21 protein-coding genes and 2 tRNA genes are annotated in these 26647 nt (G+C 62.4%); 15 read left to right on the forward strand and 8 right to left on the reverse strand.

What is annotated here, in order from left to right; all coding sequences use genetic code 11:
* Window positions 1-22 precede the first annotated feature (22 nt).
* A tRNA-Pro gene (locus QMO80_RS07660) sits at window positions 23-99 on the reverse strand.
* 264 nt (window positions 100-363) lie between these two features.
* Between QMO80_RS07660 and QMO80_RS07665 the strand changes: the two genes are divergently transcribed.
* Entirely contained in the window at window positions 364-771 is a 408-nt protein-coding gene (locus QMO80_RS07665; RefSeq protein WP_283199539.1) for a hypothetical protein, read from the forward strand.
* A 126-nt stretch (window positions 772-897) separates the two neighbouring features.
* On the opposite strand, the gene QMO80_RS07670 is transcribed toward QMO80_RS07665, so the two are convergent.
* Window positions 898-3888, reverse strand: coding sequence for an NAD(P)-dependent oxidoreductase (locus QMO80_RS07670; protein WP_283199540.1), 2991 nt, complete (start codon window positions 3886-3888; stop codon window positions 898-900).
* Window positions 3889-4234: 346 nt separating this feature from the next.
* On the opposite strand from QMO80_RS07670, the gene QMO80_RS07675 reads away from it, so the two are divergent.
* Window positions 4235-4585 (forward strand): hypothetical protein, encoded by a 351-nt coding sequence (locus QMO80_RS07675; protein ID WP_283199541.1) that lies wholly within the window; start codon window positions 4235-4237, stop codon window positions 4583-4585.
* Between the two features lie 363 nt (window positions 4586-4948).
* On the forward strand, window positions 4949-6136 hold the full coding sequence (locus tag QMO80_RS07680) for a TCR/Tet family MFS transporter (protein ID WP_283199542.1): 1188 nt from the start codon (window positions 4949-4951) through the stop codon (window positions 6134-6136).
* A gap of 289 nt (window positions 6137-6425) precedes the next feature.
* Here the strand turns inward: QMO80_RS07680 and QMO80_RS07685 are convergent, their stop codons facing one another.
* From QMO80_RS07685 to QMO80_RS07695, 3 genes are all read right to left on the reverse strand, one after another.
* Entirely contained in the window at window positions 6426-9821 is a 3396-nt protein-coding gene (locus QMO80_RS07685; protein WP_283199543.1) for an acyl-[ACP]--phospholipid O-acyltransferase, read from the reverse strand.
* A 93-nt stretch (window positions 9822-9914) separates the two neighbouring features.
* Window positions 9915-10196, reverse strand: a complete 282-nt coding sequence (locus QMO80_RS07690) for a YiaA/YiaB family inner membrane protein (protein ID WP_003569708.1) — start codon at window positions 10194-10196, stop codon at window positions 9915-9917.
* A 49-nt stretch (window positions 10197-10245) separates the two neighbouring features.
* Window positions 10246-10932 (reverse strand): PspA/IM30 family protein, encoded by a 687-nt coding sequence (locus QMO80_RS07695; RefSeq protein ID WP_283199544.1) that lies wholly within the window; start codon window positions 10930-10932, stop codon window positions 10246-10248.
* Between the two features lie 111 nt (window positions 10933-11043).
* Here QMO80_RS07695 and QMO80_RS07700 point away from each other — a divergent pair, with 111 nt between their 5' ends.
* The 7 genes from QMO80_RS07700 (at window position 11044) to QMO80_RS07730 (ending at window position 20629) form a co-directional block, all read left to right on the forward strand.
* The gene (locus QMO80_RS07700; RefSeq protein ID WP_283199545.1) at window positions 11044-11661 is read left to right on the forward strand and encodes a TetR/AcrR family transcriptional regulator; all 618 of its coding nucleotides are present in this window, start codon (window positions 11044-11046) and stop codon (window positions 11659-11661) included.
* A gap of 513 nt (window positions 11662-12174) precedes the next feature.
* Complete coding sequence (locus QMO80_RS07705; RefSeq protein WP_283199546.1) at window positions 12175-12954, forward strand: SDR family NAD(P)-dependent oxidoreductase; 780 nt, start codon at window positions 12175-12177, stop codon at window positions 12952-12954.
* A gap of 105 nt (window positions 12955-13059) precedes the next feature.
* Complete coding sequence (locus QMO80_RS07710) at window positions 13060-15615, forward strand: DEAD/DEAH box helicase family protein (RefSeq protein ID WP_283199547.1); 2556 nt, start codon at window positions 13060-13062, stop codon at window positions 15613-15615.
* 12 nt (window positions 15616-15627) lie between these two features.
* Complete coding sequence (locus QMO80_RS07715) at window positions 15628-18240, forward strand: N-6 DNA methylase (RefSeq protein ID WP_283199548.1); 2613 nt, start codon at window positions 15628-15630, stop codon at window positions 18238-18240.
* Complete coding sequence (locus QMO80_RS07720) at window positions 18237-18983, forward strand: hypothetical protein (RefSeq protein WP_283199549.1); 747 nt, start codon at window positions 18237-18239, stop codon at window positions 18981-18983. The genes QMO80_RS07715 and QMO80_RS07720 overlap by 4 nt, the downstream gene beginning before the upstream one ends.
* Complete coding sequence (locus QMO80_RS07725) at window positions 18980-20038, forward strand: hypothetical protein (protein ID WP_283199550.1); 1059 nt, start codon at window positions 18980-18982, stop codon at window positions 20036-20038. The genes QMO80_RS07720 and QMO80_RS07725 overlap by 4 nt, the downstream gene beginning before the upstream one ends.
* Window positions 20039-20047: 9 nt before the next feature.
* Window positions 20048-20629 carry a hypothetical protein gene (locus QMO80_RS07730; RefSeq protein WP_283199551.1) on the forward strand — a complete coding sequence of 194 codons (582 nt, stop codon included), beginning with the start codon at window positions 20048-20050 and terminating at the stop codon, window positions 20627-20629.
* A gap of 76 nt (window positions 20630-20705) precedes the next feature.
* On the opposite strand, the gene QMO80_RS07735 is transcribed toward QMO80_RS07730, so the two are convergent.
* A tRNA-Gln gene (locus tag QMO80_RS07735) sits at window positions 20706-20780 on the reverse strand.
* 165 nt (window positions 20781-20945) lie between these two features.
* On the opposite strand from QMO80_RS07735, the gene QMO80_RS07740 reads away from it, so the two are divergent.
* Genes QMO80_RS07740 through QMO80_RS07750 form a run of 3 tightly spaced genes read left to right on the forward strand, consistent with a single transcriptional unit; the run spans window position 20946 to window position 24067 of the window.
* On the forward strand, window positions 20946-21854 hold the full coding sequence (locus QMO80_RS07740) for an MBL fold metallo-hydrolase (protein ID WP_283200136.1): 909 nt from the start codon (window positions 20946-20948) through the stop codon (window positions 21852-21854).
* 21 nt (window positions 21855-21875) lie between these two features.
* On the forward strand, window positions 21876-22325 hold the full coding sequence (locus QMO80_RS07745) for a thiol-disulfide oxidoreductase DCC family protein (RefSeq protein WP_283199552.1): 450 nt from the start codon (window positions 21876-21878) through the stop codon (window positions 22323-22325).
* Window positions 22322-24067 (forward strand): SDR family oxidoreductase, encoded by a 1746-nt coding sequence (locus QMO80_RS07750; RefSeq protein WP_283199553.1) that lies wholly within the window; start codon window positions 22322-22324, stop codon window positions 24065-24067. The genes QMO80_RS07745 and QMO80_RS07750 overlap by 4 nt, the downstream gene beginning before the upstream one ends.
* Before the next feature lie 272 nt (window positions 24068-24339).
* On the opposite strand, the gene QMO80_RS07755 is transcribed toward QMO80_RS07750, so the two are convergent.
* Window positions 24340-25245: a DUF1499 domain-containing protein gene (locus QMO80_RS07755; RefSeq protein ID WP_283199554.1), complete on the reverse strand. Its 906-nt coding sequence runs from the start codon at window positions 25243-25245 to the stop codon at window positions 24340-24342.
* A 344-nt stretch (window positions 25246-25589) separates the two neighbouring features.
* Between QMO80_RS07755 and QMO80_RS07760 the strand changes: the two genes are divergently transcribed.
* A complete protein-coding gene (locus QMO80_RS07760) occupies window positions 25590-25979 on the forward strand; it encodes a hypothetical protein (protein WP_283199555.1) in 390 nt (129 codons plus the stop codon).
* Between the two features lie 15 nt (window positions 25980-25994).
* Here QMO80_RS07760 and QMO80_RS07765 read toward each other — a convergent pair whose 3' ends face one another.
* Complete coding sequence (locus QMO80_RS07765) at window positions 25995-26240, reverse strand: hypothetical protein (protein ID WP_283199556.1); 246 nt, start codon at window positions 26238-26240, stop codon at window positions 25995-25997.
* A gap of 106 nt (window positions 26241-26346) precedes the next feature.
* On the opposite strand from QMO80_RS07765, the gene QMO80_RS33030 reads away from it, so the two are divergent.
* Window positions 26347-26544, forward strand: a complete 198-nt coding sequence (locus tag QMO80_RS33030; protein WP_369685939.1) for a hypothetical protein — start codon at window positions 26347-26349, stop codon at window positions 26542-26544.
* Window positions 26545-26647: the final 103 nt, after the last annotated feature.

The raw sequence follows: 26647 nt of genomic DNA on the forward strand, positions 1-26647 counted from the left end.
CCGCCGGAGCGGGGTTTCTAGCTGGTCGGAGTGGAGTGATTCGAACACTCGACCCCCACGTCCCGAACGTGGTGCGCTACCAGACTGCGCTACACTCCGTGACCAGCGGCGCTTCTATAGAACAGCCTATCTGGTTGCACAAGCACCAAATTCCAAAAATCCGGCGGAATTTTTGACGGGTTGATGATAGAGCCGGCGATGCGCTGCTGCTGCAAAAAGACACACCCGAAGCAAATCGTCTTGAAGTGCCACAGGGGCAATTTTCTTTTGCCGGGTTCCGCGCTAAAGGGCTCGACGGGACAGGCGAAACCGCGCGTAGCGAGCGGATTCGCAGCCACTGCGCTTGAGATCAGGGACGACACGATGAAACTCCGCACCATCACCGCGGCCGGGCTTGCAATTGGGCTTGCCGGATGCACCACCATTCCTTCCGCCGGCAATCCGATCGAGGCCCGCTGGGTCGGCAAATCGGCCGGCATCTTCTTTGCCGCCTACGGGCCGCCGATCAGCGACAGCGAGCAAGGCGCCACCACCGTCTATACCTGGCGCGGCGGCTACAAGACCGTGCGCATTCCGGCAAAATATGCCGAAGGCGCCGACGGCAAGCGCGGCAAGCAGATTTCCGCCGCCCGCACCGCCTATCTGCGCTGCCAGGCCGAAATCACCACCAGCTCGGATTACACGATCCGCGACATCCGCACCGTCGCCGACATTCCCGGTGTCAACGGCCCGTCCTATTGCGCAGAATTCCTGGCGCCGGAAGAGAAGTAACGGGCAACCTGAAGACACGAAAACAGGCGGCCGATGTGCCGCCTGTTTTGTTTTGGGCTCCACAAGTGCAGCCTCAAAGCACTCCGCACGAAGGGCCCCGGGTACATCACGGAACGAATGATGATGTTAGGTTGTGCCGTGCGGCCCCTCCGCCGGGCCGTAGAGGCCGAGCTGGTCGAGAAGCGCGCGCTGCCGATCGGCATTCTCGACGAGCAGGCTCGTGTAACGCTCGACGATCCGCTGGCGGTGATCCTGGTCGGAAACGACCGAAAGCGCGCCGGTGATGGCGGCGATCTTTTCCGAGGTCTGACGCAGCTCTTCCAGAAGCTCTGCCTTGCCGCCAGCTTCAGCCACGACCTGCTTCGTCACCTTGCCGATGCCAGCCGGGGTGCGGCTGCCGCCGGAGACGTAACCTTCCGGCAGATCGCCCTTGAGATTGACGACGGACTTGAAGCGGATGACGTCGAAGATCTGGTCGACCGCCTGCCTGGCGCCGGTCACCCGCGAGGGGTGGTCGGTGTCGGCGGCGGCGTGCGGCAGGAGCTCGAGCTTGCCCTTATGGCGCGCTTCGAGCGGCAGGTAGGGCAGCATCGGGCCACTCAGCGTGCCGGTCGCGGCATCCCTGAAGAGATCGGCGTCGATTGCCGCATGGGCGATCTTGCCGGAGGCAAGTGCGGCATCGAGCGCATAGGGATCGACGACTTCGCCGCGGTCGTAATTGACCAGCACCGCGCCGTCCTTCATGGCGCCGAGCACCTTGCCATCGACGGTGCCGGCATTGGAATAGGTGCCGGTCGCGGCATCCAGCCGGCCGAGGCCGATATGGACGGAGAGCACGTCGGCGCCGCTTGCCGCTTCCACAGGGCTTGCGGCATAGTCGAAGCCTTCGGCCTCGATCCAGCGCTTGTGATGCTCGCGGGCATAGATCGCCACCTTCATGCCGAAGGCCTTGGCGAGCTTGGCGACTTCGCGGCCGATATTGCCGTAGCCGAGAACGGCAAGCTTGCGGCCCTCGAGCTTTGCCGTCGGGAAATCCTTGAGCTGGCGGCCGGTATCGAAATCGCCGCCGGCGACCATCCGGTGAAGCCGGTCGACCGGCAGGTCGGGCACGACCTTCAGGATCGCCTTGAGAGCCATCTGGGCGGTCGCCCGGCTGTTGATGCCGGGCGTGTTCATCAGGGGCGCATTGCCGCCCTCGCCATTGCCGCCGCCCCAGGAAGCCGAGCCCATATTGCCGGTGCCGGCGCCGATGCGCACGCCGCCGAGCGAAAAGACGGAGGCCTTCGGGATGAAGGTCGCCGCCGCGATCAGCGCGTCATACTGGCCCTTGTCGGTCTGCGGCAGGATCTCCGCCTCGGTGCTGAGGTTCGGCTGATAGAAGAAATGGATGCGGCCCTTTTCGAGGCCGGCGCGATCATTGAGCGGGCCGAGATGGAAGGCCCCGCCCTTCTCCTCGATATAGGCCTTGACCTCGCTGTAATCGGGCTCGCCGCCGGCGCCGAAACGCAGGCCAACGAGATCGGCGATCAGCACCGTATAGGCGCGGTTCGGATCGTCCTTGCGCACGGCGCCGTTGGCCTTGGCAGGGGCCTCGAAGGTCACGCCGTTCTTCGCCAGCTCCTCCTCGAGCACGACGATCTTGGCGCGGAGATAGGCATATTGCAGGTTTTCCAGGAGGGCGACGACATCGTCGGGTTCGCGGATGCCGCCGACCCAGGCGCGGTAATCGCCGGGGGTGCCGGGGAAGGCGTTGACGTAGCGGGCGGCATCGAGGCCGGGCTCGTATTCGCCGTTCGGATGGGTGATGCCCTCATAACCGAGCAGCTGCTTGGAACGGGCGATGATGCGGGCGTGGATGCCGGCATCGGTGATGCCGTCGTCCTCGACCTTCAACAGCGTCACCGCGGCGCCGCGGCGCTCGGCGTCGGTGACGGTCAGCGACAGCAGCGGGTGCGACTTGACCCATTCGTCGATCACCGCGCGGTTGGCGGCGGAGCGGCGGTTGAGCTCGACGATCGAGCCGACCCGGGCTTCCGACTGCAGCAGGCCGAAGGTGGTCTCGGCAAAGGCGAGCGCGCTATAGGTGTTGATGACGCCGCCGAGCATGCGGTCTTCGGCCGGATCGAAGAACGGGCCGGCATCGACGGAGCGCTTGGCCGAAAACGGCTGCCGCGGATCGATCGGCGGGGCGATCTTCAGCTGGCGCGGGATCGCCCAGGCGGGATCCTGCTGGTTCTTTTCGATCAGCGCCAGCGCATGCGGCGTGAAGGAGGCGACGAAATAGCCTGAAATCCCGCCGATCGCCTTCTGGAACGGCATGAACAGGCAGCATTTCGCCATCACGGCGCTGACGAGCTCGGGCTCCCACGGCATGGCGCCGAGCATCGAGGTGGCGTCGAACACCGCATGGCGGTTGGCCGGGTCGCCGTCGAGCCAATTCAGCAATTCGTGGATTTCGGCGCTGGTATAGGCATTGGCGCCCGTCGTCTCGTGGCCGACGCCGACGAAGATCGAAACGCCGAGGCTGGACAGTTCGGCCGCCGTCGGGATCACGCCCTCGGAGGCGGCGAAATGGATGCGGCTTTCGCAGCCCTTTTCGGCGAAACGCTGCATCTCGATCAGCTGCGTCGCCCAGGACTGGCGGAAGAAGCCGGCGGCCCTGGACGGATCGCTCTCCGGCCGCGGCGTGTCGACATAGACGCGCTGGGCGGCGTCGTTGGCATTCATCAGGTGCTGGATGCAGACGGTGAAACCGCTATGGCCGCCGCCGAGGCCCACCGCCATGCGGTTGGTCTTGGGAAAGCCGAAATAACGATGGATCGCCCGCATCATGTCGGTCAGGATCCTATCGGCCGGATAGCCACGATGCATGCTGCGGGAAATCTCGGCCGTGGTGAAGCCGCCGATATCGTTGCCCTGATCGTCGAACTTGCGATAGGTCTTCTCGATCCAGGCGTCGAAGGCGATGCGCCGCAGGCGGCTATCCACTTCATCGGTCGTCGCATCGGTGATCGGCCCGACGCCGAAGAACGGGTTGGACGGCAGCTTCGGCGCACCCGACGCAGTCTGTCGAAGGGCGCTCAATCGCTGTTCCTGCATCTGCGCGATATCGGTCATGGCCTGCCTGTCTGTTCCCGGAGCTGAAGTTCCCTTCATGGTGAAGCGACTGCCCCGGCGAGACAACCTCATATGCGCCGAACGACAGGCGAAACGCGTCATTGGGGGTGCGGCGTTCATAATATCCCCGCGAAGCCCACCCCCATCCACCCATCTCGACCCCAGGGGCCGCTGCCGCCGGTCTTTCGATCTCCAGGCGGCACGCACAACGATCAGCCCTCATCCTGAGGTGCCTCGCAGGGGCCTCGAAGGAAGAGGGCGGGTGGCTGCGGTGGCCAGCCCCGTCCTTCGAGGCTCCGCCCTGCGGGCTACGCGCCTCAGGATGAGGCTGGAGAGAGGGCATGCCGTGCCGCGCGAACCGTGCGGGCGCGCGTTTACCATCTCTTCCCTTCGATACTTCGCCCCGTTGATGATGCCCCTAAAAATTGCAATGCTTCAATGTGGCAGGGAAGCGCTCGAGAAGGTTGGTTTGGCCGAGGCAGAAGAAAGACGAACGATTGGGCGGCGCTTGATTTCACTGGTCAAGATCGTGTGGACATTTTCGATCGTCATGACGGCAACGGCCCTGGGGGCCCATTACGGCTGGGAGAGCCACGGAATTGCTGGAGCGCTGGCGCTTGGCTTCGTTGGCCTCGTGGCGGGAGGCTTTCTGAGTTCACCTTCCATTCTGTTGGAGGTCCTCGTCGGTCTCACTTGAAACACGGCAGAGAATTGATCGACGGCGCCACAAAACCTCACACCGGCAACCATCCCCCACACAAAAACAGGCTTGCCCTACTCAACCATCCGGCGTATGTCTTGCCCGTCGCGAAAAGCGACTGCCTCCCTTGATCCGCTCAGTGGCGGAGTAAACAGGTGGACGAATGGGTCGTCCAGGCGGTCGAGTACACGCCAGCCATGCGCATCAGCCATGGTTTGGCCAGCACCCCCTAGAAACCAATCGCCTGACAAAGATCAGGCCTTATCGTGAGCCATCGGCGTCCCGATGCAATTCCGTGATTTGGAAAAATCAGGGAGGCGCTGACGGTCCTGCGGGCTTGCGTCGACCCGGAACGCACCCATGACCAGATCCCTTATCGTCATCTTTACCGCCATTGTCCTCGATGCCGTCGGCATCGGGCTGATTTTCCCGATCCTGCCGTCGCTGCTGCGCGATATCACCCATGCCGAAAACGTCGCACCGTATATCGGCACGATGACGGCGCTCTATGCGGTGATGCAGTTCATCTTCGCGCCGGTGCTCGGGGCGCTGAGCGATCGGCTCGGCCGCCGGCCCGTGCTGCTGATTTCGCTCGCCGGCGCCGCCGTCAACTACCTGTTCCTCGCCTTTGCGCCCAATCTCGCATTGCTGTTCGTCGGCCGGGCGATCGCCGGGCTGACCAGCGCCAATATCTCGGTCGCCACCGCCTATATCACCGACATTTCGCCGGAGGAGAAACGCGCCCGCCGCTTCGGCCTGTTCAACGCCATGTTCGGCCTCGGCTTCATCATCGGCCCGGTCGCCGGCGGCGTGCTCGGCGATCATTGGCTGCGGCTGCCGTTTATCGCAGCCGCCGTGCTCAATGGCGCCAACCTGCTGCTTGCCTTCTTCATCCTGCCGGAATCGCGCCCGGGCAGCCGCGAGGCGATCGATCTGGCGGCGCTCAATCCGCTGAAACCGCTGCGGTCGGTGCTGGAGGTCAAAAGCCTGCTGCCGGTCGTCACCCTGTTCTTCATCTTCAGCGCCACCGGCGAGGCCTACGGCACCTGCTGGGCGCTGTGGGGCAGCGAGGCCTTTCACTGGAACGGGCTGTCGATCGGCCTTTCGCTGGGCGCCTTCGGCATCTGCCAGACATTTGCCCAGGCCTTGCTGCCGGGGCCGGCGGTCCGGCTGCTCGGCGAACGCGCCGCGATCCTCGTGGGTGTTGCCGCCGTCTCACTCGCTCTCACCGTCATGGCCTTCGCCGGCCAGGGCTGGATGATCTTCGCGATCATGCCGGTCTTTGCGCTTGGCGGCATCGGCGTGCCGGCGCTGCAGTCGCTGGCGACCCGGCAGGTCGATGAAAATAGCCAGGGCCAGTTCCAGGGCGTGCTGGCCTCAGCCGTCAGCCTCGCCTCGATCGTCGCGCCGCTCGGCTTTTCCAGCCTCTATTTCCTCTTCCAAGAGGAATGGCCGGGCGCCATCTGGCTATCGGTCGTCGCCGTCTACGCGCTCGCCGTGCCGCTGGTGCTGGGGTTGCGGCTGGAGACGACGGAGCGGGCGCGGTGAGTTAGCCGGTCGTGGTGCGCTTCTGTTGGCGCGTGGTGGCGGGGGCTCCCTCCTCTGTCCTGCCGGGCAGGCCAGTGCGCCCAAGTCCTTGGGCGCGGGAGATCCTGCTTCACTGCATGAGAGTCGTTCACCGCGCCGACGCGCGGTGGCTGGATTCCTGTGACGAGCACAGGAATGAGGGAGGTTGAGGGGACGCTCCCGCCAGAGGCCGGCAACGGCAGCGTGTGTCTGTTGGCTGCGTAGCAGAGGGGGTGCCGCAGAACGCGACGCCCCCGAAGCCACGCCGCGCCTACGCCGCCTCCCCCTTCTCGGCCACGCTCTCCGCCAGCTTGCGCGCCGCGACGAAATCGACCTTGCCGGAGCCCAGCACCGGCACCTTGCCGATGGTGACCTCGGCCGGGACCATCATGTCCATCGCGCCCTTCGACTTGGCGAAGGCGAGGAATTCGGCGCGGGTGGCTGTCGGCGCGTCGGTCAGGAGCACCAGACGCTCGCCCTTCTTGGGGTCGGGCAGCGAGGAGACGACCGAGAGTGAGCCCGGCCACAGTTCGGCGGCGAGCGTTTCGACGGCGGCGAGCGAGATCATTTCGCCGCCGATCTTGGCGAAGCGCTTGGCGCGGCCGCGGATCTTGACGAAGCCGTCCTCGTCGATGGTGACGATGTCGCCGGTATCGTGCCAGCCATCGGCGAGCGGCTCGAGCACGCCGGGCTTTTCGGCGCGGAGGTAACCGGCCATGACATTGGCGCCGCGCACATGCAGCCGGCCGCCCTCCTCGATGCCGGGCACCGGTTCGAGCTTCCATTCCATACCAGGCAGGATTTTGCCGACCGTGCCCGACTTGTTGTACATCGGCGTGTTGATTGAGATGACCGGCGCGGTCTCGGTGACGCCATAACCTTCCAGGATGCGCAGGCCGAATTTTTCCATATAGGTCTGGCGGGTGGCCGCCTTCACCGGCTCGGCGCCGGAGAAGATATAGCGGATCGAGCGGAAGTCGTAGGGATGCGCCGTCCTGCTGTAACCATTGAGGAAGGTATCGGTGCCGAAGATGATCGTGGCGTTGGAGACATAGATCAGTTCCGGCACGATGCGGTAATGCAGCGGCGACGGATAGAAATAGACCGGCACGCCTGAGATCAGCGGCAGCACGGTGCCGGCCGTCAGCCCGAAGGAATGGAACACCGGCAGGATGTTGAACACCTTGTCGCCGCTGTGGAAATCGATGCGGGCGGCGGCCTGGGCGGCATTCGACAGGATATTGCGGTGGCTCAGCACCACGCCCTTCGGCGTGCCCTCCGAACCTGAGGTGAAGAGGATGACGGCCGGATCGTCCGGCTGGCGCTTCACCAACGGCCGGCCCTTGCGCAGCAGACCGCGGATCTTGTCGACGAAGCTGACTTCGGCTCTGAGATCATCGAGCCAGACGATCGTTACCTGCTTTTGCAGCTCCTCGATCACCGGGCCGAGCTTGGCCTGGGCAACGAAGGCGCGCGAGGTCAACACGTGCTTGATCTCGGCGGCCTTGCAGGCGGAGAGGATATTGGCCGCACCCGCCGTAAAATTCAGCATGGCCGGCACCTTGCCCGCGCTCATGACGCCGAGAATGGTGGCGGCGGCGCCATTGGCATTCGGCAGCATGACGCCGATGTTTGCTTCCGGGAAGCGCGCCCGGAACTTGGCGCCGAGCACGGCCGCACCGGTCAAGAGCTTGCCATAGGTGAGGCTGCCGGTGACCGGATCCTCGACGGCGAGTTTTTTCATGCCGAATTCCTGGGCCGCCTGAATGACGCGGCCGAGCACGGTGGACGAGGTATCGGCGGTCTCGAACAGCAGGTTCGACATCACCTGATAAAGGGCAGCGCCTGCCGCCGTGCGGCGCTTGCGGCCCTTCAGCTCCGGCGCTACTTCGAGCTTCACCGGCTCGAGAATGGTGACCTTGACCTTGGGAAACAGCCGGCGGCGGATCTTGCCATTATCGAGATAGGAGAGATAGCTCTTCTCCAGCCCGTCGATCTTGACCGGCACCACCATCGAACCGGTCTTGTCGGCGACCATGGCCGCCCCGTCATAGACCTTCATCAGCGTTCCCGTCACCGTCAGGCGGCCCTCGGGGAAGATGCCGATCGGGCTGCCGTCCTGCACCACCTTGATCAGCGAGCGCGTCGCCATCGGCTTTGTGGGGTCAAGCGGCAGGAACTTGCACATTTTCAGGAAGGGCCGCACCCACCAGGCCTGGGCGATCTTGTAATCGACGGCGAAGGTCGGCTCTTCCTCGGTGATGGCGAGCGCCAGGGCGCCGTCGAGCAGGCTGACATGGTTGAGCGCAATGATCGGCGCCCGGCCGGCCTTCTTGATATTCTCCAGCCCCTCGACCTCGAGGCGCATGAAGGCGCGGAACAGGATCGAGATGAAATCGCGGAAGGGATTGGTCGGCAGCGTCTTCAGCATCAGCCAGGCGACGGCGAAATTGAGGATGCCGAGGCCGATCAGAATCTGCGGAATGGAGGCGCCGAGCGCCTGGATGACGGCGACGAGGCCGAGGCCGACGGTGATGAACAGCGCCGACAGCACGTTGGCGGCACCGATGACGCGGGCGCGGCGATCCTCATGCGCCCAGGTCTGCAGCGCGGCGAAGGTGGGAACGGCGATGAAGGCGCCCGCGATCGCCATGCCGGCGAGATCGATGGCGACGCGGATGGTGTTTTGACCGGCGAAGAAATCGAGGATCGTCGTCGCGTGGGTCGTGGATTGCAGGCCCCAGAGGTTCCAGGCGAGATCGAGGCTGAAGAGCCCGAGCAGCGCCGTGCCGACAGGGGCCGGCAGCAGCACGATGCGGCCCGACGACATCCAGGCGGCAATGCCGGAGCCCACGGCGACGGCGATGGCAAAGACGGTGAGATAGGCGGGCACGACAAGCTCGGAGCCGCCGAGCAGCTCGGTCACCATGGTCGGCAGGATCGACAGAACGAAGGCGCCGACCAGCCAGAACCAGCAATTCATCAGAGCCGAACGCCACAGCCGTTTATCGGCGCGGATTTCCATGACCAGCGTGTAGCTGGAGCGGATGACATTGCGGTCGATCTCCAGATCCGGCGCCTTGGAGCCGGTGGGCGGGATCATCCGGCTGGCGAGCCAGCAGAGCACCGAAAGCCCCATCATCATCGTGCCGAAGATCAGCACATTGTCGCCGCTTGAGAAGGCCAAGGCGGCGATGATCGTGCCGGCGAGGATGGCGATGAAGGTGCCGCCCTCGATCCAGGCATTGGCCTTCGGAAGGTCGCGGCGATCGAGATGATCGGGCAGGATGCCGTATTTGATCGGCCCGAACAGCGCCGAGACGACGCCGAAGCCGAAGAGCGCTGCCATCAGCACGAAGATGGAGGAAAAGCCGAGGCCGACGACTGCAAGGGCGGCGATGGCGATCTCGCAGCGTTTCAAGAGTTCGGCGATCTTCGCCTTGTCGTGCTTGTCGGCGAGTTCGCCGCCGAGCGCCGAGAGCAGCAGGAAGGGGACGATGAGGATGACGCCGGCCAGCGTCACCAGGGCAGCCCCCTCGCTCGCCGACATCTTGAACAGAATGAGGAACACCAGGGTGTTCTTCAGAAAATTGTCGTTGAAGGCCGTGAGGAACTGGGTCCAGAACAGCGGCGCGAATTTCCTTGATGTCATCAGATTGTGTTGCACGGGCTCGTTCCTCTTTCGGCAGGTCGAGAAGGCCACAGAGTTGTTACCCATTGGTTGAATGCGGCAACAACTCTGCGCTGTGGTTAAGGAAGATCAATCTTCATCGCTACGATTGAATTTGACGAGCAGTTTTTCCGTGCGGGCATCCTCGACCTTGCGGATCAGCTTCTCGGATTCGGCATTGTCGCGCAGCGTCTTGGTGATGTTCACCGTGGTCTGCACCAGCATCAGGATACCCATGGCGAGATAGCCTTTGCCCCAGAGATCGAGCGGCATCATGTAGAGGCCGAGCGCCAGCATGAAGGCGGCCGAGCCGAAGGAGATGTAGGAGAAGCTGACCCAGCTGGCGGAATGTTTCTGGAAACTGTCGTTCATATCAGTGGTCCCTATGGTTCGATGGATGGATGGTTGGATGGATGCAATTTCAAGCAGCAGGCGTGATGCGGCTCTTCAGCCGCGCCAGCACATCATCGGCGGATGAGCGCAGCGGCGCCCCGCAGCCGGCATTGGCAAGCTTTTCGATGATGCCGGCCGGGCGGATGGCGCCTTCCATGTCCTTCAGGGCGGCCGCGGTCAGCTCGTTCTGGCTCTGGCGCAGGCGAAGCCGGGCCAGGGTCTCCTCGGCATCGTCGAGCGTCGCAAGGCCTGGACCGGCCACGACGACATCGAGCTTCTGCGCCTCCTGCGTGGCGCGGGCCAGCCGCTCGCCGCGCTGCAGTTCCTGCAGCCGCGCCTCGGAAGCACGGACGATCGCCTTCAGCTTGTCGATTGAGGTGGTGAACTGGGCTTGCGCCTTCTCGGATGCATCGCGCTCGGCCTCGAGATAGGCGATCGCCTCGGCCGCCTCGCGGGCCAGGGCCTCATTGCCCTTCGCCAGTGCAGCGGAGGCGCGGTTTTCCAGATCGGCGATGCGGGCGACGATTGCTGCGTGCTGCACCCTCTCCTGCTCGTTCTGGGCGATGGCGACGGCGACGCTGCGGCGGGCCGACTGGATCGATTGGGCGGCATCGCGGATCTGCTGGGCAAGCAGCGGCACGGCGTGGCGATCGGCAAAAGCCTGTTCGGCATCATGCGCCCTGCCCCGCAACAAAATGGAAATCAGTTTGAACATTTCCTTCCTCCGGTTTATGAACGTTGTTCACGAGAGGTGTTATGCCAGAATCATGAACGACGTTCAAGATAAATTTTGAACGTCGTTCAAAAAATCGAAGTGGAATGGTTAATGGCCGGTAGGCGAGAAGAAAAACGCGAAGACCTGAAGGCGCGGCTGATCGAGGCGGCGCGCGAGCGGATCGCCCGCGACGGGCTGACGAACCTTAGAGCCCGCGACATCACCCAGGATGCCGGCTGCGCGCTCGGCGGCCTCTACACGGTCTTTTCAGACCTCGCCGAGCTCGTCATCCACGTCAACTCCGCCACACTGAAGGCGCTGGAGGCGAGGCTCACCCTGCCCGAGGCCAAAGACCGGCCGCCGACCGACCGGCTGCGCAACCTGGCGCAGGGATATCTCAGCTTCGCCGTCGAGCACCGGAACCTCTGGAAGGCGCTGTTCGACCACTTCCCCCCCGACACCAGCCCGACGCCGCAATGGCATCTTGACGAGCACCTCTTCCTGATGGACGTGATCGCCGAACCGTTGGCCGAACTGCAGCCCGACATGCCCCCCGAAGACCGGGCGATCCGCGCCCGCACGCTGTTCGGCGCTGTGCATGGGGTGGTCAGCATCAGCCTGGAAGGCCGCTTCGTCGGCCTGCCGCTGGAGCGGCTGGCACGGGAGGTGGATGAGCTGGTGCAGACGATTGCGGCGGGGGCGGAGCGGCGGAGGGAAGCGGGCGTGTGAGTGCAGCTGTTGGTCGGCGAGAGGCGGGCGTGTGAGCGTCTGGCGGGTGGGTTTGGCAGCAACGCCCCCCACCCTCCGTCGTCCTCGAGCTTGACCCGAGGACCCATGCCGGCTGCTGATGGAACTCCGCCCAAAACTGCCCCTCACCCTAACCCTCTCCCCGTAAACGGGGCGAGGGGACGTGCCCCGCGAGACGTCGGCGGGGGGACAGAGAGGCCGCGGCATATCCGCAAGCGGGGAGAAGGTGGCGGCAGCCGGATGAGGGGCTGGCCCGCCCAGAAGCAACTCGACGACGCTTGTCTATCAAAAAAGGCCGATCTTGAAAGACAAACTATTTTGGGTGTGGCTCGTGAGAGTCAACGTGGCTTGAGATCCAGAATTCGAGATTTTTGAGAGTCAACGAGATCCCGCCGCCTGCCAATCCCCCTCCCCATCTCCGTCGTCCTCGGGCTTGACCGGAGGACCCACACCCAAGCACTCTGCCCCACCACGTCGCACGCGAAAGGAAACCCCATGAGCCGCATCTTCATCACCGGTTCCACCGATGGCCTCGGGCTCGCCGCCGCCCGCACCCTCATCAGCCAAGGCCACGACGTCGTCCTCCACGCCCGCTCCCGCGAGCGCGCCGCCGCCATCGCAGAGACATCAGCCGCCGCCCTCGGCCTCGTCATCGGCGATCTCGCCAGCGCCGCCGAGACGCGTTCCATCGCCGAACAGGTCAACGCCATCGGCCGCATGGACGCCGTCATCCACAATGCCGGCATCTACCTCGAACGCAGCCGCGGCGAAACGCCTGAAGGTCACGCCAAGACGCTGGCGGTCAACGTGCTCGCCCCCTATCTCCTCACCGCCTGGATCACCCGCCCCGATCGCCTGATCTATCTTTCGAGCGGCATGCACCGCAGCGGCGGCAGCAGCCTCGACGATATCGACTGGAAGCGGCGGCCATGGAACGCCAGCCAGGCTTATTCCGAAAGCAAACTCTACATCGCCACCCTTTCCGCCGCCCTCGCTCGCCACTGGCCGGATGTCTTCAGCAACGCCGTCGACCCCGGCTGGGTGCCGACCAAGATGGGCGGCGCCGGCGCGCCTGACGATCTGGAGATGGGGCATCTCACGCAGACGTGGCTGGCGACGAGTGATGATGGCGCGGCGAAGGTGAGCGGCGGGTATTGGTATCATCGGCAGCGGCGCGAGGCGGCGGCGGAGGTGGGTGATGTGGGGTTTCAGGAGGCGCTGGTGGAGAGGCTTGGGGAGTTGACGGGGGTGCGGTTGTTTGGGGAGCGAGCGTGACGAGCAAGGAATAATGCGCTTGCCGATAGCAGAATGTTGCGACTTCGCCCACTACCCTCAAAGCACTCTTTGATCTATTCAACTGGAAGGTGATTCAGCATACAGGTGAGACGATTGTCTTTACGCAAGGAAGCAACGGCCAGGATCAAAATCAATCGGTTCCTAGAGGCGGCCGGCTGGCGCTTCTTCGATGACAACAACGGACCCGCGAACGTCGTTCTTGAGCCGAACGTCAAGCTGAAGCCTGAGCACATCGAAAGCCTCGGCGCGGACTTTGAAAAAAGCACCAAAGGGTTCATCGATTTCCTGTTGCTGGACAAGGACGGCAAGCCGCTGATCGTCCTTGAAGCGAAATCGGAAGATAAAGATCCCCGGATCGGCAAGGAGCAGGCGCGCAAGTATGCCCGCTCTCAGAATGCACGCTTCGTCATCTTGAGTAACGGAAACATCCATTACCTTTGGGACCTTGAGCAGGGCAATCCGACGGTCATCACTGCCTTCCCAGGCCCCGATGAAATCAAGAACCACTACGCGTTCGAGCCGAACGCTGAGCGTCTCTTTGCAGAAAAAGTTGAGCGCGACTTTATCGTTCTGACCCAGATGCCTGGTTATGCAAGCGAGGGGGCCTGGAAGAACGAGGCAGAGCGCGACGCATTCGTCGAGAAGCAAAAGCTGCGCTTCCTCCGCCCCTACCAGGAACGGGCGATCCAGGAAATTCAGAAGAGCGCCAAGAAGGGCGCGACACGGTTTCTGTTCGAGATGGCGACAGGGACGGGGAAAACTCTGACGTCCGCTGCGGTCATCAAGCTTTTCCTCAAGACGCGAAACGCGAAACGCGTTCTTTTTCTCGTCGATCGACTGGAGCTGGAAACCCAGGCGGACAAAGCTTTCAAAGCCTATCTGAAGAACGATTTCACTTCGATAATCTATAAAGAGCAGCGCGATGACTGGCGAAAGGCGGATATCGTTGTCACGACTGTGCAGAGCCTGCTGTTCAACGACAAATACCGCCGCCTGTTTTCGCCGACGGATTTCGATCTCGTCATCTCGGACGAAGCGCATCGCTCGATCGGCGGAAACGCCCGCGCGGTGTTCGAATACTTCATCGGCTACAAGCTCGGCCTGACAGCCACGCCAAAGGACTATCTGAAGCAGTCCAAGAAGGCGAAACCCACCGAACGTGATCCGCGAGAAGCCGAACGTCGCATGATGCTCGACACCTACCGCACGTTTGGCTGCGAGTCGGGCGATCCGACTTTCCGCTATTCTCTCCTGGACGGCGTGCGGGAAGGGTTTCTGATCAATCCCTACGTCATCGACGCCCGAACGGGTGTCACAACCAAGCTGTTGTCAGACGAAGGCTTCACAATCGAAACGACGGCAGAAGACGGCACTGAGATCAAGGAAGCCTTCGGCGGCCGCGATTTCGAGAAACGCTTCTTCGCCGAAGCGACCAACCAGGCCTTCTGTCGAGCGCTTCTGGAAAATGGCATGCGAGATCCGATCTCCGGCGAGTTCGGCAAGACGATTGCCTTCGCTGTCAGCCAGAACCATGCCCTCAAAATCACGGAAACCCTGAACGAACTGGCCGATCAGTTGTGGCCGGGGCGATACCAGTCTGATTTCGCGATGCAGGTGACAAGCGACGTGCCGGCCTCGCAGCAGATGACCATCAACTTCGCAAACAACAATCTCGGCGGGCGCAGCGGATTTGTCGAAAATTACCGCACCAGCAAGGCCCGAATTTGCGTCACAGTCGGCATGATGACGACAGGCTATGACTGCCCCGACATTCTGAACCTTGCCCTCATGCGGCCAATCTTCTCGCCATCGGATTTCGTCCAGATGAAGGGGCGCGGAACACGAAAGCACAATTTTGCGGAAGAGCTCTTCGATCCCGCCACGAAGGCAGCGCTTGGGGATGTCCAAAAGGCTTCCTACCGCCTGTTCGACTTCTTCGCCAACTGCGAGTTCTTCGAAGAAGAGTTCGACTACGACCAGGCGTTGGCTTTGCCAAAGCCTGCCGCCATGCCGCTATCCAATGGTGGCGACGATGGTTCGACGATCGTCACGAAACCTGCCATCTACGAGTTTTTGGAACCCGATCAGGTCGTCTACCAGGTTGAAGAGCAGATCGGCTTGGAGGGTATGCGGATCGACCGTGAGCTGTTCCAGAAATTCGAGGAAACTGCACGGTCTGATCCCAAACTTGCCGAACTGGTCGAACAGCGGGACTGGGATGCGGCCACACGCCACGTCGTCGAAGAGCTATTCGACAAGCCGAGCGAGTTTTTCAGTCTGGAGAAGCTGCGCCGCGCCGCAGGCGTCGATCGCCGTATATCGGTGCGGGAACTGGTGGAAAAAGCCTTCGGCTTCATTTCGAAGCTCAAGAACAAGGATGAATTGATCGACGACGAATTTCAGAAATTCCTGATCGATCAGAAACCTGAGGAAGCCGACCGTATCCGCGAAATACGCTACTTCTTTGAAGCCTATATCCGCGACGCCAAGGTTCGGGCGCTGATTGACGCTGGCCATCTCGCGGACCTCAACGTAAACCCGTCCTTCTCAATGCGCGATCTTAAGGAAGTGCCCGCTCCGTGGCGCAAGCGCATCCCGGAATACATCAAGGACTACGTGTCCCTGAACCCTTTTATGTGATGAAAGCCCGAAATGCTCGATACAGATACCAAGCGCCGCATCGACACTTGCCGTGACATTCTCGTGGGCAAGGTGCCGGATCCGAAAAGCCAAGTGGAGCAGATCACCATCGCGCTGATCTACAAGTTCATGGATGACATGGATCTTGAGGCCGAGGAATTGGGCGGTGAGCGTCGGTTCTTCACCAAGGACTACGAGCGTTATCGCTGGGCGAAACTGGTGGCCCCCGGCGTGTCTGGGCAGGACATGCTCAACACCTATTCGGAAGCGCTGACAAACATGGTGCAGAACGAGGGGCTGCCCAAGCTCTTTCGTGACATTTTCCGCAACGCCTATCTGCCCTATCGCGATCCGGAAACGCTGCGAGCATTCCTCCGTGAGATAAACAGCTTCACCTACGACCACAGCGAGAAGCTCGGGGATGCTTTCGAGTACCTGTTGTCCGTTTTGGGCAGCCAGGGGGACGCAGGCCAGTTCCGCACACCCCGCCACATCATCGATTTCATGGTCGAGATCATCAACCCGCAGAAAAACGATGTCATCATGGACCCGGCCTGCGGCACGGCGGGCTTTCTGATTTCGGCCTACAAGCACATTCTGAAGCAGAACTCGACCGACGTGGTGAACGGCAATGGCGCCAGCACTGAGGGTGACGCCGCCGAGCAGGCGTTGGAAAGCCCGATGCGTTATCCCGGCGACCTGTTGCAACCCGATGATCGCGTTCGCCTCGCCCGCAACATCCGGGGCTATGACATCTCGCCCGACATGGTGCGCCTATCGTTGGTGAACCTTTACCTGCATGGCTTCGTAGATCCGAAGGTCGAGGAATACGATACGCTAACGAGTGAAGACAAATGGACCGAAACGGCCGATGTCATCCTTGCCAATCCGCCCTTCATGTCGCCAAAGGGCGGGATCAAGCCGCACACACGATTTCAGGTACAATCCAAGCGGAGCGAAGTGCTGTTTGTCGATTTCATCGCCGAACATCTTACGCCAAACGGTCGTGCCGCCATCGTCGTGCCCGAGGGGATCATCTTTCAAAGCCAAAGCGCCTATGTCGCCCTGCGCAAGATGCTGGTGGAAAACCACCTTGCCGCCGTCATCTCGCTGCCCGCTGGCGTGTTCAATCCTTATTCGGGTGTGAAGACCTCGATCCTGATTCTTGATCGCGCGGTGGCCAAGGCGAGCCAGCACGTCGCTTTCTTCAAGATCGAGAATGACGGCTTCGCCCTTGGCGCACAGCGCAAGGCGGTGAAGGGGTCGCAACTGGCACAGGTGAAGGCCGAGCTTGGAGCTTGGTTGCTAGCGGCGCGGACTGGTGGCGGTGAAGGGCTGGAAAGCAGCCTTGGCAGCGCAGTGGAGCGGGCACGGCTGGCTGAGGGCGGGGATTACAACCTTAGCGCCGAACGCTTTCGAACTGCCGAGGCAGGTCAGCTTTCGGGATGGCCGACAGCAAAGCTCGGCGAGCTTTGTGAATTCCGCACCGGTGGCACACCTACTTCAACCATCCCAGAATATTACACGGACGGCCAAGTGCCTTGGCTAGTATCCGGCGACATTCACAAGCGCGAAATCCATGACTGCGAAAAGCGCATCACCCAAGCAGGTGTTGACAACTCTAACGCTCGCCGCCTTCGGCGCAACTCGGTTCTTATCGCACTCAACGGGCAAGGAAAAACACGGGCGACCGTTGCGCTTCTGCGAATGGACGGCGCGACGTGCAACCAGTCTCTTGTCGCAATGTATCCCCTCGTCGAAGATCGCCTGATCCCTGAGTTCCTTTTCTGGACACTCCGTTCGAAGTATCAGGAAATCCGGGACATCACCGGGGACAATCAGCGAAGCGGTCTGAATATTCCCATTCTCAAAGACATCGAAATCCCCCTCCCGCCGCTTGAGGTGCAGCGCGAGATTGTGGCCGAGGTCGAGGGCTATCAGCGCGTCATCGACGGTGCCCGCGCCGTCCTAGATAACTACCGCCCCCACATAACTGTTGATCCTAAGTGGCCAACGCCAACGTTTGCAGACGCCCCCCTAGAAATCATCGATGGTGATCGGGGTGCAAATTACCCTTCAAAGGAAGATTTTACTCCAACGGGGCACTGCCTCTTCTTGAGCACCGCAAACGTTCGATCAGATGGTTTCTTGTTCGAACGTCTCGAGTTTATTTCCGAAGAGAAAGATGCGGCGCTTCGGAAGGGAAAACTGGCTCGGGGGGATGTAGTCCTTACAACAAGGGGAACAATTGGAAACACTGGGCTCTTTGACAATTCCGTGCCCTATGATCACGTTCGCATCAATTCTGGAATGCTTATTTTCCGTCCAGAAAAGGAAAAGCTGGAAAGTGGTTATCTCCTGGCTTTCTTCCAATCCGAGAACTTTGTGGCGCAGCGGGAAGTGGTGGCGTCCGGTTCTGCCCAGCCTCAACTTCCAATACGAAGCCTAAACACCATAAGGCTTCCGCTCCCGCCAATTGAGGTTCAAAGGGCTATCGTCGCGGACATTGAAGCAGAGCAAGCACTCGTCGAGTGTAACCGTGACTTGATCGCGCGCTTCGAGAAAAAGATCGAAGCCGCCATCGCCCGTGTCTGGGGCGAGGCCAAGCGTGAGGCCGCCGCATGATCGAAGAGGCCACCCGGCTGGAAACCTATCTGCCGCTTTCATATCGCACGACGAAGGAGCGCGACTATATCCGTTTCCTCTGGGAGGCTTTCGACACCAATGTCGAGCATGGCAAGTACCAGTTTGCCTTTCTCGCTTACCACATGCTGGTGATGAGCTTCGTCTACTTCAACATTTGGCAGATCAGGCTGATCCGCCCTGGTCCCTTTGAGACGGCTATGGTCGGGTTTAACAAGGACGTTGAAAAGGACCTGATGAATGCGACTTCGCCCTTCGTGTTCAGCGCGGTCAACGAGCGGTCGGTGCTGCGATTCCTGAAACTGATCCAGTGCGACAACGCCAAGATCGGCACCTATGCCAAGCTGGTGGACGAACGCAATGACACCGCCCACGCCAACGGCAATATCTTCTTCAACTCGGAAGATGAACTCGCCCGCAAGGTTCGCGATGTGCTTCGTACCGTCGAGGAGATCCAGCGTCACAGCGCACCGGCTATTGGGGAAGGCTACAAAGCCTTCCTGCTCGCCTCGCAAGACCCCGAGGAGCGGGAGTACACAGACGACGCCCAGCAGATTGAAGAGGTCTTGGTGAAGGAGTTCTACATGTCAGCCAGTGACATAGCTTTTTGCCGCGACTACGACATAGGGAGGCTGGCTGATGAACCCGGTTTCGCCGCGATCCAGACGCTACACCAGAAGCTCGGCGAGCTGTACCCGTCAGAAGAGGAGGTAGAGGCCGCATGAGCTCGCTCTACTCCATCGTTGACGGCAAATTGAAGCCAGCGACGCGCCGGGCCTTGATGAAGGAAAGTCTGATCGAGGAATGGGTTGCGGGCGATCCGTCGCTGCTCGGCCTGGACGCCATGGTCATCGGCCGGCAGGTGCCGACGGACCACGGCAAATTCATCGACCTGCTGGCGCTGGACGCCTCGGGGGCTCTGATCATCATCGAACTGAAGAAGGACCGCACGCCGCGCGAAATCGTGGCGCAGGTGCTTGATTACGCGTCCTGGGTTCGAACTTTGACGACGCCTCAGATTTACGAACGAGCCGAACGATATCTCCAGACCCGCCTGGTGACCGCATTCCGTGAAAAGTTCGGCGAAGCCATCCCCGAACAGCTCAATGGCAGCCACTCCATGCTGATCGTGGCCAGCGAACTCGATCCGGCGTCCCGGCGAATTGTCGAGTATCTGTCAGAAGAGCATGGCGTTGCCATCAACACTGTGTTTTTCAACGTCTTCGAGGCCAACGGCCAGGAATGGCTGACGACGGATTTCCTGCTCGATCAGGAAGAGGTGGAAGAACGTTCCGAACGAAAGGTCCGCCCGCCGTGGTCCGGCTATTATTTCGTCAATGCCGGCCTCGGTGAACACCGCTCATGGACCGATATGAAGCGCTACGGCTTCGTGAGCGCCGGCGGCGGCGAATTCTACACCAAACGCCTGGAGCAACTCGCCGTTGGCGACGAGATATTCGTGTACGACAAGGGCAAGGGCTATATCGGCTACGGGACGGTCACCAGCGAAGCCCAGCTTGCCTCTGACTTTATGACTCCAGACGGGCTACTCTTCGAGCAACCGCTTGCCGAACCTCGAATGAAGCGGATCGGCGAACCCGTTGACCGGGCGGAATATGTCGTTGGCGTAGAATGGCGCAAGACGGTAGAGCCGTCCCAAGCCAAATGGTTCAAGGGCGCCTTCGCAAACCAGAACATCGTCTGCAAGCTGCGCGACCAAGCGACCGTCGATTTTCTCATCGCGGAATTCAAAGACATTGATGGTTACGATCGGCTTTAGAGGCTGCATATGGATATCTCAGAACCCGCCGCATCCGCCGACGCCCTGGAAGCGGAAACAGAGCACTCAGCCTTCGGTGATTGGCTTCGCGCTCAAATTGATAAGAAAGGTCTCTCCATCGCCGTATTGGCGGAGAAGACCGGGATCACCTACACCGGGATATGGAATATCGTTAAAGGGAATACGGTTTCGCCCCGCAAGGAAACGCGTGATAAGTTGGCGGCCGCAATCAACGAACTTATCCCGCCCGCGATTGAAGCTGAAATTGCCAGTCAAGCAATGCCGCTGCCGGGATTTGAATGGGTAGACTTTACACCTACCGACCTGGAGACCGTTCCACAGGCAAGTGGTGTGTACGTATTCTACGACATCACAGACCGTCCAGTATACGTGGGCAAGTCGAGCAAAAATGTCCGGCTTCGAGTGAAAGATCACCAGACAAGGTTCTGGTTTAAATCGCCGCTGGTAGTGCGAGGCTCATTTCTGGCCATTCCTGATCCCAAGCTTTGTCTGGAAATTGAAACCATCTTGATAAAGTTTTTGGGCAAGCATGCCCTGCTGAATTCCAAAGGAGTCGTGCGCGACGAGTAAGCGCATGCCTTCGCGCATCCCAAGTACGCCGAGGGCTAGATGGAGGGTGCACCTCTTATCGCGAGGGTGAATGGACTGGCTGGGGCGCCTGGATTCGAACCAGGGGATGGCGGTACCAAAAACCGCTGCCTTACCGCTTGGCTACGCCCCACCAGAGCTTTCGGCGCTAAGCGCCGGCTCAAATCGACGCCTGATTAGCAAAGCTCTCCGTCTGTCACAATGACTAAGTTGCGCATGCCGCAGATTTATGCGCTGCAGAGTGCCAAGGGCCGTGCTAGGAATGGGCGACGTCATCGGCCGCGAGATCATCGCCCACATGCAAAGCCCCGCATTCGACCTTGCTTTCGAGCCGGCCTATGGGCGGGCCGTGCCGGTGGTTTCAGGGGTCGAGCGGGTCACGGCGGAGAATCCCGGGCCTTTCACCTTTTACGGCACCAACAGCTATATCGTCGGCGCCTCCTCGGTCGCGGTCATCGATCCCGGGCCGGAGGACGAGGCGCATTTTCAGGCGCTGATGGCGGCGCTCGCCGGCCGCGCGGTGACGCATATCTTCGTCAGCCACACGCATCGCGACCACTCTCCGCTGGCCGGCCGGCTGCAGGCGGCAACGGGGGCGGTGACGGTGGGCCAGGGGCGGCATCGGCCGGCGCGGCCGCTGAGGGATGGCGAGATCAATCCCTTTGCCGAAAGCTCGGATATATCCTTCGTGCCCGACATAACGATCGGTGACGGCGAGAGCCTATCGGGCGATGGCTGGGCGCTGAGCGCAGTGCTGACGCCGGGGCACACGGCCAATCATGCCGCCTTCGCGCTCGAGGGCCGCGACATCCTGTTCTCGGGCGATCACGTCATGGCCTGGTCGACCTCGATCGTCGCGCCGCCGGATGGCTCGATGGCCGATTACATGGCCTCGCTCGCGCGGCTGATGGCGCGCGGCGACGGCCTGCTGCTGCCCGGCCATGGCGGGCCGGTCACCGAGCCCGCCGCCTTCCTGCAGAGCCTGAAGGCGCATCGGCTCAGGCGCGAGCGGGCGATCCTCGCGCGCATCCGGGCGGGCGACCGCGCGATAACAGAGATGGTGAAGGCGATCTATCGCGATACCGATCCGAAACTGCATGGGGCGGCAGCACTTTCCGTGCTCGCCCATATCGAGGATCTCGTGGAGCGCGGGGAGATCGCGGCGGATGGGCCGCCTTCTCTTGCCGCCACCTACCGGCTGTTGTAAGCGTGAGATGGGGAGATTACCATGACGCGCGCCGCTTACAGCTATCGCGATGATGCCGATGTGCCTGATTTTGCCGATGACCAGCCGCTGATCGTCTTCGATGGCGAATGCGTCTTCTGCTCCGGCTGGGTGAAATTCGCGCTGAAGCACGATAGGCAGCGGCGATACCGCTTCCTCGCCGCCCAGTCGCCGCTCGGGCAAGCGCTCTACCGGCATTATGGGCTGAATGAACGCGATTATGAAACCAATATCCTCATCGAGCATGGCCGCGCCTTCTTCAAGTCTGATGGCTCGATCCGCATGGTGGCCGGCCTCGGCTTTCCCTATTCGCTGGTCAAGCTCTTCCGGCTGCTGCCGCGCCGCCTTGCCGATGCGCTCTATGAATTCATCGCCCGCAACCGGCTGAAGATCGCCGGCCGGCAGAGCTGCATGGTGCCGACGCCGGAGCAGCGCAGCCGGTTCATCACATGAGCGGCGAGCGGCTCTCGCTGCTGATCATCGGCGGTTACGGCACGTTCGGCGGCCGGCTTGCCCGGCTGCTTGGCGATGAACCCAGGCTCCGGCTGTTGATCGCCGGGCGCTCGCTCGAAAAGGCGGATGATTTCGTGGCGGAGCTGCGCTCGCCGAAAGGTTGGGCCGGGCGCCTCGGCGGCAACGATCTCGGCGCGTGGCTGCAGGCCGTCGCCTTCGATCGTGACGGCGATCTCATCGAGCAGCTGACGCGGCTGCGGCCGGATCTCGTCATCGATGCCTCGGGGCCGTTCCAGAGTTTCGGGGAAGACCCCTACAAGGTGGTGCGCGCCTGCATCGGGCTCGACATCGATTATGCCGACCTCGCCGACAGCACCGGCTTCGTCGCCGCCATCGGCGGGCTCGATGCCGAGGCGAGAGCGAAGGGCGTGTTTGCGCTTTCCGGCCTCAGCAGCCTGCCGGCGCTGTCCTTCGCCGCGCTCGATGTGATGGCGCCGCGGTTTTCCCGGATCGATGCGGTGGCCGCCGGCATTGCCCCGTCGGCGCATGTGAAGATCGGGCTTAATGTCGTGAGAGCAATCGCCAGTTATGCCGGCAAGCCGGTCTCGGTGCTGCGCCAGGGCCAGCCGGCGCTGGCGCCGGGGCTGATCGAGGCGATGCGGGTGACAGTGGCCCCACCCGGCGTGACGCCGCTCAAGAGCCGGACTTTCCTGCTGGTCGATGCGCCGGATCTGGCGCTGCTGCCGGGCCGCTTTGCCGGCCTGCAATCGAGCTTCACCGGGGTCGGCACGGAGCCGCAGCTGCTGCAGCGGCTGCTTGGGCTTGCGGCGGGTCTCACGCGGCGGAAGCTGCTGCCGTCGCTCACGCCGTTGGCGCGGCTCATGCAGCGGGCGAGCCACGGCCTGGCGATCGGTGAGCATCGCGGCGGCATGTTCGTGCGCCTGAGCGGCCTCGATACCGCCGGCAAACCGCTTGCCTGCGGCTGGCATCTGATTGCCGAGGGTGATGACGGGCCGTTCATCCCGGTCACCGGCGTGGCGGCGCTGGTGCGCCGGCAGCTCGGCGGCGTCCGGCCGGAAAGTGGCGCGCGGCCGGCGACGGGGGAATTGCAGCTGGAAGATTTCGAGGCGGAATTCCGGCGATTCTCGATCACGACGGGAATTCGGGCGGAAAGCGAGGGTGCCGGCCTGCCGCTTTACATCAGGGTTCTCGGCAGCGCCTTCGAGCGGCTGCCGCCGGCGATATCAGCCATGCATGCGGGCGGGCATTCGGGTGGCCCTGGGGGCGGCACACGCGTCGCCTCCGGCCGGGCACGGATCGAGCGCGGCAGCGGGTGGCTGGCGAGGATCGTCGCCCGGCTGATCGGCTTTCCCCCGGCGGGCGAGGATGTGCCGGTCACGGTGCGCTTTACCGCCGATGGCGAGAAGGAGATCTGGACGCGGGATTTCGGAGGCAAGAGCTTCCGCAGCCAGCAGCTCGAGGGCAAGGGCCGCGACCGGCATCTGCTCGCCGAGGTGTTCGGGCCGGTCCGGGTGCTGGTGGCGCTGGTGCCTGAAGGAAACAAGCTGCGGCTGGTGGTGCGGGGGTGGCGATTTTCAGGCATTCCGCTGCCGCTGTTTCTGGCGCCGGGTGGGGAGACGTTCGAGGAGGAGCGTGAGGGGCGGTTTCATTTTCACGTCGAGATCGGCGGGCGGCTGACCGGGTTGGTGGTGAGATATACGGGGTGGTTGGTGGTGGAGTGAGCCCTCCCCAGCCTCACGGCGCGCCTCTCTCCAGCCTCATCCTGAGGTGCGTCCGCAGGGCGGAGCCTCGAAGGACGGGGCTGGCCACCTTGCCGATGCCGTGGCATCCAAGCCACCCGCCCTCGTCCTTCGAGGCCCCTGCGGGGCACCTCAGGATGAGGCTGATCGTTGTGCCTGCCGCACCCTCTCCCGGCCCTTCGCTTTGGGCTCAGGGCGTTCGCAACGGCAATCGATTCGCCGGATCGATTCCTGGCGCTTTGCGCCACCGTTGCTCACCCACCCGCAAGTCCCAGCAACTCAGCATCGAGCGCCTTCAGATAATCGCCGGCGATCGCGGCGCTGAAGCCGAGGTCGTGTTGGCCGTAGCGGGAGGCGACGCGGATGTCGACGAAGGTGGTTTCGGCCTCTTCGCGCAGCCGGATGAGGATATCGAAACGCAGGCCGAGGATCAGCGTGCGGTTGGTCGCCTGCAGCGTCACGCCATTGGCGCCGCGGATCAGCTTGGCGACATCGTCGTCATAGGGGCGCGGCGTCGGCACGGGGATGATGCCGGGCGCATCGGCGACGGCCTCGTCGCCGGGGGCGGGTTTTGCCGGTCCGTCTTCCGGGTCGCGGTCCGGCTCGCTGGTGCCGCTGCTCCTGACGATCGTAAAGCCGCTCTGCTTGGCGACCTTGCGCACCGCTTCCAACACGCGGTCGAGCGCGCCCTCATAGCGCCGGCCGGTCAGCTCGGGATAGGCAGTCATCTGCTTTTCGCGATCCTCCGGCGTCACCGGATTGCGCTTCAGCCAGATCTGATCGGCTTTCGGGGTCATCAGCCAGTCAGGGGCGGCGACCGGATCGGTGGAGACGTCGTAGATATCGGGCAACGTCAGGTAACGCTCGGCGGCGAAGGCGCCGATGCCGAGCGGAAAAGCGGCGTAGATCAGCGCGGCAAGGGCGGCGAGCCCGCCTTCGGCGCCCGAGACCCAGAGGCTGCGCAGGCCGACGGCGGCCAGCAGCGCGGCCAGCAGCCCGCAGCCGGCGGCGGCGATCAAAAGCAGCACGAGATAGGGGGTGGCCAGCCCGCCGAAACGATGGGCGATCAGCACCGCCAGCGCCAGCACCAGCGAAAACGCCCCGAGCAGCCGCGCAAAGCGGGCGGCGCCAGAAACGGGACGGTCGTAGCGGATGGCCATCAAACTTACCGGTTGCTCGTCAGCGCCGCGCCTTCAACAACGCAAATCGCCATAACCCTGTTTAGAGCATGATGGCGAAAAGTGTGAAGCGGTTTTCGGACGACATCATGCTCTATTTCTTTGATTTTAGATCCGGATTCAGATTTTAGGCCAGCCCGGCCTAAAATCATCCGGATCTGGGCAAGATTGGCTGAATTGAAACTGTCGTCTCGGAATATCAGCTGGAATTCTCCTGACATGATCGTGGCGATGGCCGGCCCATTTCATGAGCCCTTGCTGATATGGCAAAAAGGGGCCATTCTGCCGCGGTTTCATCTCCGCATTCAAAGGCAAGGAGAGACGGGATGATTTCACCCGAGATAGCAGCAAGGCCGCAGGCGTCTGCGCTTGGCGGGATCGACCACAGCGAGCCGATGCTGCCGCTGGAGCTGGTCGAGCTCGAACTTTCGCTCGAAGGTTATGCCGGCGGCGATGCCGGCTTCTGCGAGGCGGTGCGCCAGGCGGCGAAGCGGTCGGGCGGCGAATTGCTGTTCGACCTGCCGGCCGGCGGCCTTGTCGCCGATTGCCGGCGCATCGCGGTGCTGCGCATTCCCGACGAGGGCAACGAGATGCGCGTCGTGCTGGCGCTGCTCGATTATGCCGGCACGGAGATCCGCATGCAGGCGCCCGATGAGGAAACCGCGCATCTGGTGCGCTTCGCCGACGCCTTCGTCGAGCTGCTGGAGCGGATTTAAGTTCGACCGTGAGTTCTAGCGCCGCTCGGCCGCCGCCTCCGCCAGGCTGCGAAAGGGAAACTTGCGGCCGCATTCGCATTTGATCATGAAGCTTTCCTGGTGATTGGCAGGCCGCTGCACGCCAAAACCGCGCGGCAGCTGATCGACCTTGAAATCCGGGTGCTTGCGCTTGGGATCATCGATCTCCGAGGCCTCGGCAAAGCCGGCATTGCCGCATTGCGGGCAGCTCAGTTTCTTCGAAAATCGATCGCGGATGGCCATGCTGGTTTCCAGTGTTTGCAAGTGTCCTCATACAGAGGAATGCCGACTCGTGAAAGTGGAACCATATGCCAGGGATGCCGTTCCTTTTTTTGAAAAGGAGGCGATCATGCCGAACCGAGATCCGATTCCGACACCGACAACCGACACCCCACGCGGCCCGACGCCGACGCCGGGCATTCCCGACCCCATCCAGCAAAAACCGCCGCTGACGCCGGCGCAGGACCCCGGGGATACGAAGAACCCGCAGGATCCGCCGCTCGACCCGGCACTGCTGCCAATCGGCGATCCGGCCGGGGCGGCGTGATTTTGGCTTTGCCGTGTGGCTGCCCCCTCTCCCCGTTTTGACGGGGAGAGGGGACGTGCCCGCAAGACGTTGGCGAGAGACGGAGAGGTCGCGGCATATCCCC

This window comes from Rhizobium sp. BT03 (assembly GCF_030053155.1).
GTDB lineage: Bacteria > Pseudomonadota > Alphaproteobacteria > Rhizobiales > Rhizobiaceae > Rhizobium.